This is a genomic window from Microbacterium oleivorans (assembly GCF_001644225.1).
GTDB classification, from domain to species: Bacteria; Actinomycetota; Actinomycetes; order Actinomycetales; family Microbacteriaceae; genus Microbacterium; species Microbacterium gawkjiense.
On sequence record NZ_LSTV01000002.1, the window covers coordinates 416,043 to 429,942 of the forward strand.

Genomic DNA, 13,900 nt, shown 5'->3' on the forward strand with positions numbered 1-13,900 from the left:
GCCGCGCCGGTCACGAGGGCTCCGTCACGCGATGGCGCGTCGCAGCATCCCGTACGAGAGGGCGGCCAGCAGGGCGCCGACCAGCACCATCCCACCGGTCACCGCGATGGGCGTCAGCGAGCCGAAGAAGGCGAACAGATCGCCCCACGCCCGCAGCTGCCCCACGAGCCACATCGCACCGATGAGCACGAAGCCCAGCGAGACGAGCACGACCGTGAGGACGAGGTTGCCCCAGCGCTTGTAGACGGTCGCCGCGCAGAACCCGACGACGAAGAACAGCATCGCGAGCCCGAAGAAGAACAGTCCCGCGACGACGGGGCCCTGCGACCAGACCCACGGCAGGTAGAACATGTAGCCGCCGAGGCCCCAGCCGTCCGTCGCCTGCTCGATGAGCCCGCCCACGATGAAGAGGGCGGCGAGCACGAACGACGTCAGGGCGGCGGTCAGCAGGGTGCCGAGGTAGAACTCGCGCCGGGTGACGCTCATGGCCTGCGAGAACGGGAACGTCAGGGTGAGGGCCTGCACGCCGACGACGCCGAAGTACCACAGCGGTGCCTGCGCGCCGCCGCCGAACATCTGCGCGTCGGCGCCGCTGCTCGAGATGAGCCCGAAGATCGCGAGACTGATGAGGAGCGTGCCGCCGAGGATGATCAACGGCACCCAAATGTAGGTGGCGCGGTTGACGAGCTGCATGCGCACGACGTTGAGGGTGCGGTTCATCGGAGTGCTCCTTCGTCGGTGGTGGCGGCGTTCTGGGTCTGCCGCACGATGAGCTGCTGCAGTGAGACGGGGGTGACGTCGAGACCGGATGCCGCCAGTTCGGCGCGGTCCGCAGCGGTCAGCTCGCCGATAACCGTGGCGCTCGTGACGCGGCCGAGGGTCTCGCGGTGGATTACCTCGCGGCCGGCGACGAACGCCTCGACGGCCGCGGAATCGCCGACGACCGTGGCGGCCCGGCCGCGCACGGACTCGGTGTCCTCGTCCATCACGATCCGGCCGCCGTCGATCACGATGACCTTCTCGAGCAGGTTCGAGACCTCGTCGATCAGGTGGCTCGACAGGATGATGGTGCGCGGGTGCTCCGCGTAGTCCTCGAGCAGCCGGTCGTAGAAGATCTGGCGGGCGACGGCATCCAATCCCAGGTACGGCTCGTCGAAGAAGGTGACCTCAGCGCGGGCCGCGATGCCGATGATGACCCCCACGGCCGAGAGCTGACCGCGGGACAGCTTCTTGATGCGCGTCTTCACGGGCAGCCGGAACTCGCGGATGAGCTTGTCCGCGAGCGCCTGGTCCCAGTGCGGGTAGAACAGCCGCGCGATGCGGAACGCGTGCAGCGGTGTCGCGTCGTCGGGGTACTTCTGGCTCTCCCGCACGAAGCACATGCGGCTGAGCACGGCCGCGTTCTCGTAGGGCGACTCGCCGAACACGCGGACCTCGCCCGCGGTCGGGAAGTTCTGCGCCGTGAGGATCGACATGACGGTGGTCTTTCCGGCGCCGTTGCGGCCGAGGAGCCCGTAGATCGAGTCGCGCTCGATGGTGAACGAGATGTCGTCCACGGCGGTGGTGTCGCGGTAACGCTTGGTGAGGTTCTTCACCTCGATGACGGCGGTCATCGTGCGGTTCCTTTCGTTCCGGATGCGGTGGCGCGCTCCGCCAGCAGGCGCGCGAGGTCGTCGGGGCCGAGGCCGAGCTTGCGGGCTTCGGCGATCAGCGGGTCGAGGTAGCGGTCGGCGAAGGCCGAGCGCCGCTCGGTGAGCAGGAGCTCGCGCGCACCGTCGGCGACGAACATGCCGATGCCGCGTCGCTTGACCAGCACACCCTTGTCCGTGAGCATCGTGATCCCCTTCGCCGCGGTGGCCGGGTTGATGCGATGGAAGGCGGCGAGCTCGTTCGTCGACGGGGCCTGGTCCTGTTCGGACAGGCTGCCGTCGATGATCGAGTCCTCGATGCTCTCCGCGATCTGCAGGAAGAGCGGGCGTCCTTCATCGACCATTCCGACTCCGCGTTGTTCGTTGGTTAGTTACATAAGTAGGTAACCACTGAACCCGAGGAGTGTCAAGAGGGCCGTGCGGCCGGAATCAGACGGAGCGGACCGCCTGCCCGAGGCGGCGGACGATCTGCTCGAGGATCGGCCTTGGCGTCGCGAAGATCAGGCGGGTGAAGCCCGTGCCGGCCACGCCGCACATCGACCCCTCGGTGAGGGTGACGCCGGCCTCGCGGGTGAAGAAGTCCGCGGGGCGGTCGCCGAGCCCGACGGCGCGGAAGTCGATCCAGCCGACGTACGTTCCCTCGGGCTTCGGCATCCAGGCGCCGGGGATTTCCTCGGCGAGCAGGTCGAGGAGGGTGTCGCGGTTCTGTTCGACGTAGGGCACGAGGTCGGCGAGCCACGGGTCGCCCTCGCGGTAGGCCGTCGCATTCGCGATGGCGCCGAGGTTGCTGGTGCCGTGGCCGGCGAAGGGGCCGAGCTTCTCCCAGGTCTCGCGGTCGGCGTCGCTCGTGAGCACGAGCTGCGCGCACTTGAGCCCCGGCAGGTTCCACGCCTTCGACGCGCTCATCGCCGTGATCGTGTGCTGCGCCGCGGCGGGGGAGACCGTCGCGTAAGGGGTGTGGGTGGCGCCGCCGTAGACGAGGGGCGCCCAGATCTCGTCCGAGAACACGCGGCCGCCGTTGCGCTCGACGACCTCGGAGATCGCGACGAGCTCGTCCCGCGAGAACACGCGCCCCACCGGGTTGTAGGGGTTGCAGAGCAGAAGGAGGCCACCGCCGTCGTCGAAGGCGCGCTGCAGCGCGTCGAGGTCGAACTCGTACCGACCGTCGCGGACGGCGAGCGGCACCTCGATGACCTCGCGTCCGCGCATCGGCGGCACGAAGAGGAACGGCATGTACGAGGGCGTCGGCACGATGACCTTCGACCCGGCGGCCGAACAGTGCTCCATCGCGAGCTCGAGACCCATGATGACGTCGGGGATCGGCTGCACGTCGGACGCCGCCACCTGCCACCCGTACCGCCGCGCGACGAACTCGGCGGTCGCCTCCGAGAGGTCCGCCGAGATCCCCCGCGGCATGTAGCCGAACGACCCGGCATCCACCGCGCGGTGCAGGGCGGCCGTGATCGTCGGGTCGATGCCGAAGTCCATCTCGGCGACGAACGCGCCGAGCGTCCCGTCATCCGCCGACCACTTGGTGGCCCCCGTCGAGCGCAACTGCTCGATGGTCGTGCCGTCGATCCGTCGTGCGAACTCGCTCATGGCGCTCCTCTTCTCGGGCTCCCCTGATTCTGGCGGATCCCCGACGCCGTGTCGCCGCCCCGGCGCGCGCGTGATACCGACCGTCGGCGATTCATGCAACCCGATGGATCGATTTGATCCCGGTCAACGATCTTCGTTAGCGTCGAGGCGGGCCCTGTGCCCTCGACGACCAGTCCGCGGCCGCTCGAACCGACATCCCGTGGTGTCGGCGACGGGCGGGCGTATGGTCGGCGGTCTGGACGACGAGCCCGATGTTCGTCGTCGGAGCGCTGCACTCGAGTGACGTTTTCGCTCGTGCGGATGCCGGTGATCGCCACCCGGGCGCTACCTATGCGGACGCGTGCGCGCCCGCCGAGGGAAGCACGTGACAACTGCCGCTGTCGAAGCGAAGAACCTGTTCAAAGTCTTCGGACGCAATCCCGCCCAGGCCGTCAAGCGCCTGCAGGCGGGAGAACGCCGGGACGCCGTCCGCGATGCGGGTACCGCCGCCGTGATCGACGCGAGCTTCCGCGTCGAGAAGGGCGAGATCTTCGTGATCATGGGCCTGTCGGGGTCGGGCAAGTCCACCATCATCCGCATGCTCAACGGCCTGCACGACGCGACCGGCGGGGAGGTGCTGGTCCACGGCGAGCCGATCACCGGCATCCCGGCGGCGAAGCTCCGCGGCATCCGTCGTGAGCGCATCGCGATGGTCTTCCAGCACTTCGCCCTGCTGCCGCACCGCACCGTCGCCGCCAACGTCGCCTACCCGCTCGAGCTGCAGGGCGTCGGCAAGGCCGAGCGCCTCGCGAAGGCCGAGGAGATCCTCGCGCTCGTCGGCCTCGAGGGCTGGGGCGACAAGCTGCCGTCGGCGCTGTCGGGCGGCATGCAGCAGCGCGTCGGCATCGCCCGCGCGCTCGCCGCCGACACCGACATCCTGCTGATGGATGAGGCGTTCAGCGCGCTCGACCCGCTGATCCGCCGCGAGATGCAGGAGCAGCTGCTCGAACTTCAGCAGACCCTGCAGAAGACGATCATCTTCATCACGCACGACCTGAACGAGGCCATGTTCCTCGGTGACCGGATCGCGGTCATGCGCGACGGGCGCATCGTGCAGATCGGCACCCCCGAGGACATCCTCACCGACCCCGCCAACGACTACGTCGAGCAGTTCGTGCAGGACGTCGACCGTGCGCGCGTGCTCACGGCGGCGAACGTCATGGAGCGTCCCGGCTCGGTCTCGGTGACCGTGGCCGCCGGTCCCCGCACGGCGCTGCGCACCATGCGCGACGCCCGCATGGCCGCCGTCTACGTGACCGACCGCAGCCGCAAGCTCCTCGGCATGATCACCGACCGCGACGCGCTCAAGCTCGTCCGCCGCGGCGAGACGACCATCTCGTCGCTGCTGCGCCCCGTGCCGCAGGCGGTGGGCCGCGACGACGTCCTCATGGACCTGTTCGTCCCCGCCGCCGAGTCGCCGCTGCCGTTGGCGGTGACGGATGCCGAGGGTCGCCTCGTCGGCGTCATCCCGCGCATCACGCTGCTCACCGCCCTCGGCCCCTCGACGACCGAGACCACCGAGATCCCCGTCATCCTCGACCCGGTCCCGGGCTCGGTCATCGACGAGGCCCTCGCCGACGAAGGCTCGGCCGTCGAGAAGGAGGAGGTGCGCTGATGGGCGGGTTCCGCATCCCCCTCGGCGAGTGGGCCGAAGCCGGCGTCGCCTGGATCCGCGACACCCTCGGGTGGCTGCTGTCGGGCGTCTCGGCGATCGTCGGCTGGTTCGTCGACACGCTCGCGAACGGACTGCTGTCGCTGCCGATCGTGGTCGTGATCGCTCTGTTCGCGGCGCTCGCCTGGCTGCTGCGCTCCTGGCGCTTCGCCCTGGTCACCGTGATCGGCTTCGTCCTCATCCTGGGTGTCGGCCAGTGGGTGACCTCGATGCAGACGCTCGCGCTCGTCCTCGTCGCCGCGATCATCGCCGTCGTCATCGCAGTGCCCCTCGGCATCGCGGCTGCGCGCAACGACACCTTCAGTGCGGTGCTCCGCCCCGTGCTCGACCTCATGCAGAGCATGCCGGCGTTCGTCTACCTGATCCCGGCGATCGTGTTCTTCAGCATCGGCGTCGTGCCGGGTGTCGTCGCGACGGTCATCTTCGCGCTGCCTCCGGGCGTGCGCCTCACCGAGCTCGGCATCCGCGGCGTCGACAGCGAGACGGTCGAGGCCGGCCACGCCTTCGGCGCGACGCCGGGGCAGATCCTCCGCGGCGTGCAGCTGCCGCTCGCGATGCCGAGCATCATGGCGGGCGTCAACCAGCTGATCATGCTGGCCCTGTCGATGGCCGTCATCGCCGGGATCGCCGGCGCCGACGGACTCGGCAAGGAGATCGTCCAGGCCATGTCGACCGTCGACATCGCGAAGGGCGTCGAGGCCGGCCTCAGCGTCGTCATCCTCGCCGTCTACCTCGACCGCCTCACCGGCGCGCTCGGCGACCTGAAGGGCCAGCGCGGCTCGCTGCTCGGCGCCCTCGCCCGCCGTCGCGCCCCGAAGGACGCGCGCGTCGCGACCCCGGCCCCGGCTCAGGAGCCCGTCGCCGTCTGACCCCACCCCGACCTGCACGATACGGAACCAGCAATCACATACGGAAGGCACTCATGAACAAGCGACACCTGACCGGCATCCTCGCGATCGGAGCCGCGGCATCCCTCACCCTCGCGGGCTGCGCGACCGGCAACGACGTCGCCGGCGGCACGAACGGCGGCGGCTCGAACAGCGGCGAGGAGAGTCTCGGCACGATCACCCTCGGCTACCTGCCCTCGTGGACCGACGGCCTCAGCACGGCGTACCTGCTCGAGGACCAGCTCGAGAAGATCGGCTACACGGTCGAGATGCAGGAGCTCACCGAGGCGGGTCCCCTCTACGCAGGCCTCGCGCAGGGCGACGTCGACATCTACCCGTCGGCCTGGCCCGAGCTGACCCACAAGTCCTACATGGACCAGTACGGCGACAAGATCGAGGACCTCGGCGAGTACTACGGCGGCGCGCAGCTGACGATCGCCGTCCCCGAGTACGTCGACATCGACTCGATCGAGGACCTCGAGGCGAACGCCGACCGCTTCGGTGGCAAGATCTACGGCATCGAGCCCGGTGCGGGCCTGACGAAGCAGACGCAGGAGTCGATGATCCCCGCGTACGGTCTCGACGACAGCTACCAGCTCGTGACCTCGTCGACCGCGGCGATGCTCACCGAGCTCGACAGTGCCGAGGCGGCGCAGCGCGACATCGTCGTGACGTCGTGGCGGCCGTTCTGGGCCAACGACCGGTACGGCCTGAAGGACCTCGAAGACCCGAAGGGTGCGATGGGCGAGGCCGAGGCGCTGCACTTCCTCGGCACGGACGGCTTCGCCGAGGAGTACCCCGAGGCGGCGGAGCTCATCAAGGGCATCGCCCTCGACGACGAGCAGTACGCCTCGCTCGAGGACATGGTCGTGAACGAGTACGGCGAGGGCAAGGAGGCCGAGGCGATCGACGCGTGGCTCGAAGAGAACCCCGACGCCTACGACACGATCGTCACCGACTGACCGTCGGCGACGTCAGGGGGATCCGGCTGCGGCCGGGTCCCCTTCGTCGTTCGGACGCTGCGTCAGCGGCTGAGCGACCTTGTTCTCGAGCACCTCGACCGCCTCGTCCGACAGGGCGATGAGCCCGTCGATCTCCTCGCGCACGCGCTGGTAGGCGAGGTGGCGCTCGGCGGGGGTGGCGGCCTCGTCGGTCGCGACGGCGAGCATGCGGGATGCCGTGGCGAGCCGCTTGCGCTCGGCGTCGGTCAATCCGGAGTCGCGCACCCGACGGGCCTCGCGCTCGGCGAGGTCGAAGGCGACCTCGAAGTCGGTGACGGCCTTGCGGTACTCGCGCACCTGGTCGGCGGACGGCTTCGACCCGTCGGCCGGTCGCGCGCGGTCGGCGACCTTCTTGGCGCGCAGAAACCCGGCGGTGAGCGGGTCGCGGCCGTCGCTCATCGACGGGAAGGCGATGAGCTTGGCGACGTCGAGCTCGTAGTCCAGCCAGCGATGCGTGACCTCGTCGTGCACGGCGCGCAGGTCGTCGAGCTGATCGGCGAGGGACTGCGACGGCGCCTCGACTTCGGCTGCGGAGGCCGAGCCGATGCCGCGCTTGGCGGCGGCACGGGCGGCGGTGAGCTCGGCTTTCGCCCTCATGATCTCCAGGCGCTGCTTGTGCCGACGCTTCGAGGCGGACGCCCACGAGCCGCTGGCGGCCGAGGCGAGTCCGAAGAGCGGGAACACGAGCCACCAGTAGTTGCCGGCGAAGGCCCAGAATCCGTCCACCCGCTACACCTTACGTGCGGGGACGATCGTCACGACCGCCGCGGCGCGACCGGTAGGCGTCGAGAGCGGATGCCGCGCCCTCCGCCGCGCGCGTGATGCCGTCGACCGAGCGGGCGATCGCCTCACCGGCGATGACCGTCCACACGGGCGCCGCGGGTCCGTCCGCCGGGGCGTCGTCGGGGCGGTGCCCGGCGCGGCGCCACGCCTCCTGCTCGGCGGCGGTGAAAGCGCGGCCCACCTCGTCGACAGCGGACCGGTAGGCGGTGAACTGCTCGGGGGTGAGCTTCGCGGTGGGGGATGCCGGGCGCAGCTCGCGGGCGGCGCCCTCGAGGCGCAGGAACTCGGCCGTCGCGGGGACCCGCACGTCGCTCATCGCGGGGAAGGCGAGGCGGCGGGCGGCATCCGTCTCGTACTCCATCCAGCGCGCGGCGATCGCGTCGTGGGCGGCCATGAGGCGCGCGAGCGGGAGGTGCTTCGGGTCGGTGCCGCGGGCGGGGACGGCGGCGCGCTCGGCGCTCACCCGGGCACGGGCGACGCGGATCGTCGCGGTCGCGGCGGCCTTCGCGCGCTGAGCGGTCTCGAGCGCGCGGCGCGCGGCGCGCACGTCGTCGGGGCGGGCGCGGCCGGCGGCACGCTCGGCTTCGGCGCGGACGAGCTCGGCCTGCGCGACGCGCGCCGCGGCGCGGGCGCCGACCGCGTCGGAGCGCGCCTGCTGCAGTTCGCGCTGCGCCGCGGTCAGGCCGAGGCGCCGCGCACGGGTGGTGCGCCCGCGTCGCACGCCGAGTACGCTGGCCGCGCCGGCGCCGACCGCGGCGGGCGCGACCCACCAGAACTCCGCCACCGCGGCCCCGATCGCGACGACCCAGAGCTGCATGCCGCCATGCTAGCCGCGACCGGTGGGCGCGCTCTCAGGTCGCGCTCAGCGCACGCGGCGTGCACCCGAGAACCGGGTGACCACCCCGGGGTGTCGGGCCGGCATCGCGAGCACCGAGTCGGGTACGCGATCCGCGAGGTCGGGGAACCCGGCATCCGCCAGCAGGCCGTCGTCGAGACGGTCGACCGTCGCGCGGACGAGCGGCCACGGCTCGTGCTCGTTCGCGGCCCAGATCGTCCGGCCGAGGTGCCGTTCGTGGAAGCCCCAGCGCGCCGTGAGGAAGCGGCTCAGCTCGTCGTCGACGGCCTCGGTTCCGGGGGTGACGCGGATGCGGGTGCGCACCCGATCCCCGAATCCCGGATGCCGCCGCGACGCGTACTCGATCGCGTCGCCGTCCGTGCTCGTCGCCGCCTTCGCCCAGCGGTAGGGGAGCCCGAACGCGGCGCGCGCGCCGAGGACCGGCAGGAGGTGCTCGGCCTCGAGCGTCTGGAAGACGACGCCGCGGCGACCGTCGGCATCCCGCGCGTACGTCCGGACGTTGATCTCGACGAAGCGGCCGACGAAGGGAACCGGCGGCATCGGCAGGAACCGGAACTCGCTGAGCACGAACGGGATCAGCCCGACCCACGCCGACCCGTCGAACACGTCGGGTTCGGTTCCCGGCGGCAGGAGCGGCGCGACCTGCGACGGATCGACGCGCCAGTGTAGGAAGCACGCGCCGCTCCAGCGCTGCTGCAGCACCGCACGCCCGGGAAGAGCGGGAGCGGTGGCGTCCATGACCCGGGTCAGCCGAACAGGAGCGTGAGCACGGTCGCGCCGCCGCCCACGAGCACCATCGAGATGATCACGGTCCACGCGATCACCTTCGTGCGGGCGCGCTTGCGCCCGACGAACTCGGCGTACTCCGGGTCGTCGCTCACGCGGGGACCTCGTCGACGATCGGGCCGAAGGCGGCGGGCAGCGTCGCCTTCGCGACGCGTCGCAGCTCGGGCACCGGGATCGAGAAGACGTCCTGGACCTCGAGGGACGACTGCTCGCCCTCGGGGGCCGAGTCGGTGACGCCGATGCGCAGCACGGGGTAACCGCGGCCCTCGCACAGGCCGCGGAACTTCACGTCCTCCTCGCGCGGGACCGAGACGATGACGCGGCCGGTCGACTCGCTGAAGAGGGCGGTCGCGGCATCCACCCCGTCGCGCTCCATGATCTCGCGCAGCCACACGCGGGCACCGACGCCGAACCGGGTCGTCGCCTCGGCGAGGGCCTGCGCCAGGCCGCCGGCCGAGAGGTCGTGCGCGCTCGAGACGAGCATCTCGTCGCGCGCGGCCTGCAGCAGGCCCGCGAGCGTCTTCTCGCCGGCGAGGTCGACCTTCGGCGGACGACCGCCGAGGTGACCGTGGACGGTGTCGGCCCAGGCCGAGCCGTCGAGCTCGGTGGAGGTGGTGCCGAGCAGGTAGATGTTCTCGCCGGCATCCTGCCAGCCGCTCGGGATGCGGCGGGCGACGTCGTCGATGATGCCCAGCACGCCGACGACGGGGGTCGGGAAGATGGGCTGGTCGCCGGTCTGGTTGTAGAAGCTGACGTTGCCGCCCGTGACGGGGACGCCGAGCTCGAAGCACGCGTCGGCGAGGCCGTCGACGGCCTGCCCGAATTGCCACATGACCTCGGGGTTCTCGGGGCTGCCGAAGTTGAGGCAGTCGGTGACCGCGGTGGGCTGGGCGCCGGTGACGGCGACGTTGCGGTACGCCTCGGCGAGGGCGAGCTGCGCACCCGCGTACGGGTCGAGCTGGCAGTAGCGGCCGTTGCAGTCGGTGGCGATCGCGAAGCCGAGGCCGGACTCCTCGTCGACGCGGATCATGCCGGCGTCGTCGGGGAAGCTGAGGGCCGTGTTGCCCATGACGTAGTAGTCGTACTGGTTGGTGACCCACGACGTGTCGGCGAGGTTGGGGCTGCCGAGCAGCTGCAGGAACTGCGTGCGCAGGACCTCGGGGTCGTCGCTGCGCTCGAGCGCGGCGGCCGAGTCGTCGCGCAGCGCGTCGATCCAGGTCGGGTAGGCGACGGGACGCTCGTAGACGGGGCCGTCGACGGCGACGGTCGAGGGGTCGACGTCGACGATCTGCTCGCCGTGCCAGAAGATCTGCAGGCGGCCGTCACCGGTGACCTCGCCGAGGACGCTCGTCTCGACATCCCACTTCTGTACGACCGCGAGGAACGCGTCGAGCTTCTCGGGAGCGACGATCGCCATCATGCGCTCCTGGCTCTCGCTCATGAGGATCTCCTCGGGCGTGAGCGAGGGGTCGCGCAGCAGGACCTTCTCGAGGTCGACGCGCATACCCGAACCGCCGTTGGCGGCCAGCTCGCTCGTCGCGCACGAGATGCCCGCGGCGCCGAGGTCCTGGATCGCCTCGACCAGCTCGCCCTGGTACAGCTCGAGGCAGCACTCGATGAGCACCTTCTCGGCGAACGGGTCGCCGACCTGCACGGCGGGACGCTTGGTGGGGCCGCCGTCGGCGAACGTGTCGGATGCCAGGATCGACGCGCCGCCGATGCCGTCGCCGCCCGTGCGGGCGCCGAACAGGACGACCTTGTTGCCGGCGCCGGTGGCGTTGGCGAGCTTGATGTCCTCATGGCGGAGGACGCCGACCGCGAGCGCGTTGACGAGCGGGTTGCCCTGGTAGACCTTGTCGAAGACGGTCTCGCCGCCGATGTTGGGCAGGCCGAGGCAGTTGGCGTAGAAGCTGATGCCGCTGACGACGCCGTGCACGACGCGGGCGGTGTCAGGGTCGTCGATGTCGCCGAAGCGCAGCTGGTCCATGACGGCGACGGGGCGCGCGCCCATCGAGATGATGTCGCGGACGATGCCGCCGACGCCCGTCGCGGCGCCCTGGAACGGCTCGATGTAGCTCGGGTGGTTGTGGGACTCGACCTTGAAGGTGACGGCCCAGCCCTCGCCCACGTCGACGACGCCGGCGTTCTGGCCCATGCCGACCATGAGCCGTTCCTTCATCTCGTCTGAGACCTTCTGGCCGAAGCGGCGCAGGTAGATCTTCGAGGACTTGTAGGAGCAGTGCTCGCTCCACATGACGGAGTACATCGCCAGCTCGCCCGAGGTGGGGCGGCGGCCGAGGATCTCGCGGATCTTGTCGTACTCGTCAGGCTTGAGGCCGAGCGCCGCGTACGGCTGCTCCTTCTCCGGCGTGGCGACGGCGTTCTGGACAGTGTCTGCGACGGGGGTGCTCACGCGGCTGGGCTCCAAGACTCGGGATGCCGGGGGACGCCCCCATCCTATCGGCGGGGCACCCGCATCCCGTCGTGTACAGGTCGGGCCCGTAGCGATACGCTGACGCCGTCAGCTCGGCGCACTCCTGGGGGAACACATGTCGACAGCACCGCGTCGAGGGCGCCTCATCACGACGGCCGGCGTCGGCGTCATCCTGCTCGCGGCGACACCGATGCTCGCGGGATGCTCCGAGGTGGTGTTCGCGGTCGCCCGCGGGATGGTGCAGGCGGAGAAGGGCCCGACCGCAGCACCGGAGGACGATGACCCGGCGTCGCACCTGCAGGTCAGCGTGAGCGGGCTCGAGGTGGGGGACTGCTTCGACGAGCCCGAACCGGACGAGTCGACCCCCGAGTGGAGCTCGGCGGTCTATCCGGTGTCGTGCGACGACCCGCACATGTTCGAGCTGTACGCCGACACCAACATCCCGGAGTCGCTGTTGCCCGCGGGCGAGTACCCCGGCGACGAGGCGGTCTGGGACGCTGCCGACTCGGTCTGCTACTCGGCGTTCGAGGATTACGTCGGCGAGGCCTACGAGGACTCGTTCCTCGAGTTCTGGTCGTACACCCCGACCGAGGCGTCGTGGAAGTACGACGATCGTCGGGTGCTCTGCGTCGTCTTCGACGAGGACGGGATGCTCACCGGCAGCGCCGAGGGCAGCGGGGCGGAGTCGTCCTAGTCCTCAGCGCCGGGCTCGTCCGTCTCGCTCGGGTCGGAGTCGATGACGCCGATGCCGACGGCGTGGTGGCTGGGTTCCTCGTCCTGCTGCGGCGGTGCCTTCGGCTCTTCGCCGGGCTCCTTGGCGACGCTGGGCTCCTCGAGCTCGTCGGTGTCGGGCATCTCCTCGGGGTCGGCGTGCTCGGTGCCTTCGTGCTCGGTGCCCTCGTGCTCGGTGCCTTCGTTGTCGGCCATGGCGGCTCCTTCCGTTGATCCCACTGTGCGGGTGGGATGCCGCGGTTGCGACGGTCTTGACGGCTCTCGCGTCGGTGGGTAGGCCTACGCTGATCGGATGGATCCGATCGAGCGGCTGCGGGAACGTGAGCGTGCGTTGCGCGCGCAGCTCGCCCGGCTCGAGGCGGATGATGCGGCGCTGCGGGTCGACCGGTCGGACGCGACGGCGGACGACGAGCACGACCCCGAGGGCTCGACGCTGTCGGGTGAGTGGCAGCGTGTCGACGCCTTGCGGGCCTCGACGCGGGACGAGTTGACGCAGGTGGCGACGGCGTTGGCGCGCGTGGATGCGGGGACCTACGGCGTCTGCGAACGGTGCGGACGACCGATCCCCGAGGCGCGGCTCGAGGTGCGCCCGCAGGCGACGATGTGCGTCGCGTGCGCGTCGATCGGCTGAGGACGGCCGCGTTCGCTGGTCGGCGCATCGCGGGGTTCCGTGGGTTCGCGGGCACGCGGGTCTCGAGCCGTCGCGCCGGCATGCGGGTCTTGAGCTACCGTGACGGCGTGCGGATCTTGCTGCATCGCCGCGCGGTAGGCCTGACGAACCGATCCGAACCGAACCGGAGCTCGTTGCGTGTCCGCTGCCGCGACAGGGCGCGTCGGTGGTCACGTCAGAAGGGTGCGGGTTCCGCTGACGTGGTCGGCGGTGGCGGTGGTGGTGCGGCAGGGGTGAAGGCTACGGCCGGTGTCGGTGCGTCTTCTCTGTAGGTCCTGCCGAGGGGTGAGGTCCATTCCAGGACGCCACCCTTGCGTTGTCGCACTCTCCAGGCGGTGAACTGCTTCATGGAGTGATGCCTCTGGCACAGGTGGGCGAGGTTCGAGAGTTCGGTTCTGCCGCCGAGGGCGTGGTCGTGGGTGTGATCGACTTCGCAGCGGATGGCGGCGACGCGGCATCCGGGGAACCGGCAGTGCTGGTCGCGGGCTTGCAGGAACCGTCGCATCCCGGCCGGGACGCGGTACGAGTCGGTTGCGACGGTGACTCCGGTGGTGGGGTCGTGGAACAGGCGTTCCCAGGTGTGGGTGCCGCCGGCGAGCGTCCGCGCGGTGGCGGGGTCGATCGGGGAGCGCCCCGCGAGGTCGCAGGGCCCGTCGTCTTCTCCGGTGAGCGTCGCTGCGGGCACGAGCACTTGCACGCGCGCGCGGATCGCGCCCAGCGGCCCGGCGGTGGTGTCGCGGGTGTCATCGAGCGCTGGGGTTCCCGCGAGGAGCAGGTCGGCGAACACATCCG

At 70.7% G+C, this 13,900-nt stretch carries 16 protein-coding genes; 5 read left to right on the forward strand and 11 right to left on the reverse strand.

From position 1 onward, the window contains the following. Positions 1 to 24: 24 nt before the first annotated feature. The 4 genes from AYL44_RS08680 to AYL44_RS08695 form a co-directional block, all read right to left on the reverse strand. Positions 25 to 720, reverse strand: a complete 696-nt coding sequence (locus AYL44_RS08680; protein WP_064002870.1) for a hypothetical protein — start codon at positions 718 to 720, stop codon at positions 25 to 27. Continuing rightward, a complete protein-coding gene (locus AYL44_RS08685; RefSeq protein WP_064002871.1) occupies positions 717 to 1,613 on the reverse strand; it encodes an ABC transporter ATP-binding protein in 897 nt (298 codons plus the stop codon). Before AYL44_RS08685 ends, AYL44_RS08680 begins: the two co-directional genes overlap by 4 nt. Further along, on the reverse strand, positions 1,610 to 1,993 hold the full coding sequence (locus AYL44_RS08690) for a GntR family transcriptional regulator (RefSeq protein WP_064002872.1): 384 nt from the start codon (positions 1,991 to 1,993) through the stop codon (positions 1,610 to 1,612). Before AYL44_RS08690 ends, AYL44_RS08685 begins: the two co-directional genes overlap by 4 nt. Before the next feature lie 85 nt (positions 1,994 to 2,078). Further along, complete coding sequence (locus tag AYL44_RS08695; RefSeq protein ID WP_064002873.1) at positions 2,079 to 3,248, reverse strand: MalY/PatB family protein; 1,170 nt, start codon at positions 3,246 to 3,248, stop codon at positions 2,079 to 2,081. Between the two features lie 364 nt (positions 3,249 to 3,612). Here AYL44_RS08695 and AYL44_RS08700 point away from each other — a divergent pair, with 364 nt between their 5' ends. The 3 genes from AYL44_RS08700 to AYL44_RS08710 are packed head-to-tail and all read left to right on the forward strand — an operon-like array spanning position 3,613 to position 6,808. Further along, the gene (locus AYL44_RS08700) at positions 3,613 to 4,902 is read left to right on the forward strand and encodes a quaternary amine ABC transporter ATP-binding protein (RefSeq protein WP_064002874.1); all 1,290 of its coding nucleotides are present in this window, start codon (positions 3,613 to 3,615) and stop codon (positions 4,900 to 4,902) included. Continuing rightward, positions 4,902 to 5,828 carry an ABC transporter permease gene (locus tag AYL44_RS08705; RefSeq protein WP_064002875.1) on the forward strand — a complete coding sequence of 309 codons (927 nt, stop codon included), beginning with the start codon at positions 4,902 to 4,904 and terminating at the stop codon, positions 5,826 to 5,828. The genes AYL44_RS08700 and AYL44_RS08705 overlap by 1 nt, the downstream gene beginning before the upstream one ends. A gap of 53 nt (positions 5,829 to 5,881) precedes the next feature. Then, positions 5,882 to 6,808, forward strand: a complete 927-nt coding sequence (locus AYL44_RS08710; RefSeq protein WP_064002876.1) for a glycine betaine ABC transporter substrate-binding protein — start codon at positions 5,882 to 5,884, stop codon at positions 6,806 to 6,808. 12 nt (positions 6,809 to 6,820) lie between these two features. On the opposite strand, the gene AYL44_RS08715 is transcribed toward AYL44_RS08710, so the two are convergent. From AYL44_RS08715 to purL, 5 genes are read right to left on the reverse strand one after another with little or no spacing between them, the layout of a single operon-like run. After that, positions 6,821 to 7,573, reverse strand: a complete 753-nt coding sequence (locus tag AYL44_RS08715; RefSeq protein WP_064002877.1) for a hypothetical protein — start codon at positions 7,571 to 7,573, stop codon at positions 6,821 to 6,823. Positions 7,574 to 7,583: 10 nt separating this feature from the next. Further along, positions 7,584 to 8,447 (reverse strand): hypothetical protein, encoded by an 864-nt coding sequence (locus AYL44_RS08720; RefSeq protein WP_064002878.1) that lies wholly within the window; start codon positions 8,445 to 8,447, stop codon positions 7,584 to 7,586. Between the two features lie 45 nt (positions 8,448 to 8,492). Beyond that, a complete protein-coding gene (locus AYL44_RS08725; protein ID WP_064002879.1) occupies positions 8,493 to 9,224 on the reverse strand; it encodes a YqjF family protein in 732 nt (243 codons plus the stop codon). An 8-nt stretch (positions 9,225 to 9,232) separates the two neighbouring features. Further along, positions 9,233 to 9,367 carry a hypothetical protein gene (locus AYL44_RS14850; protein WP_269454692.1) on the reverse strand — a complete coding sequence of 45 codons (135 nt, stop codon included), beginning with the start codon at positions 9,365 to 9,367 and terminating at the stop codon, positions 9,233 to 9,235. Next, positions 9,364 to 11,685, reverse strand: coding sequence for a phosphoribosylformylglycinamidine synthase subunit PurL (gene purL, locus AYL44_RS08730; RefSeq protein WP_064002880.1), 2,322 nt, complete (start codon positions 11,683 to 11,685; stop codon positions 9,364 to 9,366). The genes AYL44_RS14850 and purL overlap by 4 nt, the downstream gene beginning before the upstream one ends. A 136-nt stretch (positions 11,686 to 11,821) precedes the next feature. On the opposite strand from purL, the gene AYL44_RS08735 reads away from it, so the two are divergent. Continuing rightward, positions 11,822 to 12,400 carry a septum formation family protein gene (locus AYL44_RS08735; RefSeq protein WP_064002881.1) on the forward strand — a complete coding sequence of 193 codons (579 nt, stop codon included), beginning with the start codon at positions 11,822 to 11,824 and terminating at the stop codon, positions 12,398 to 12,400. Here AYL44_RS08735 and AYL44_RS08740 read toward each other — a convergent pair. Then, on the reverse strand, positions 12,397 to 12,633 hold the full coding sequence (locus AYL44_RS08740) for a hypothetical protein (protein WP_064002882.1): 237 nt from the start codon (positions 12,631 to 12,633) through the stop codon (positions 12,397 to 12,399). The genes AYL44_RS08735 and AYL44_RS08740 overlap by 4 nt on opposite strands. A 97-nt stretch (positions 12,634 to 12,730) precedes the next feature. On the opposite strand from AYL44_RS08740, the gene AYL44_RS08745 reads away from it, so the two are divergent. Further along, complete coding sequence (locus AYL44_RS08745) at positions 12,731 to 13,069, forward strand: TraR/DksA family transcriptional regulator (protein ID WP_064002883.1); 339 nt, start codon at positions 12,731 to 12,733, stop codon at positions 13,067 to 13,069. A 214-nt stretch (positions 13,070 to 13,283) separates the two neighbouring features. Here the strand turns inward: AYL44_RS08745 and AYL44_RS08750 are convergent. Beyond that, positions 13,284 to 13,900 (reverse strand): HNH endonuclease (locus AYL44_RS08750; RefSeq protein ID WP_197471624.1); only part of this gene is annotated, 617 nt, incomplete at its 5' end.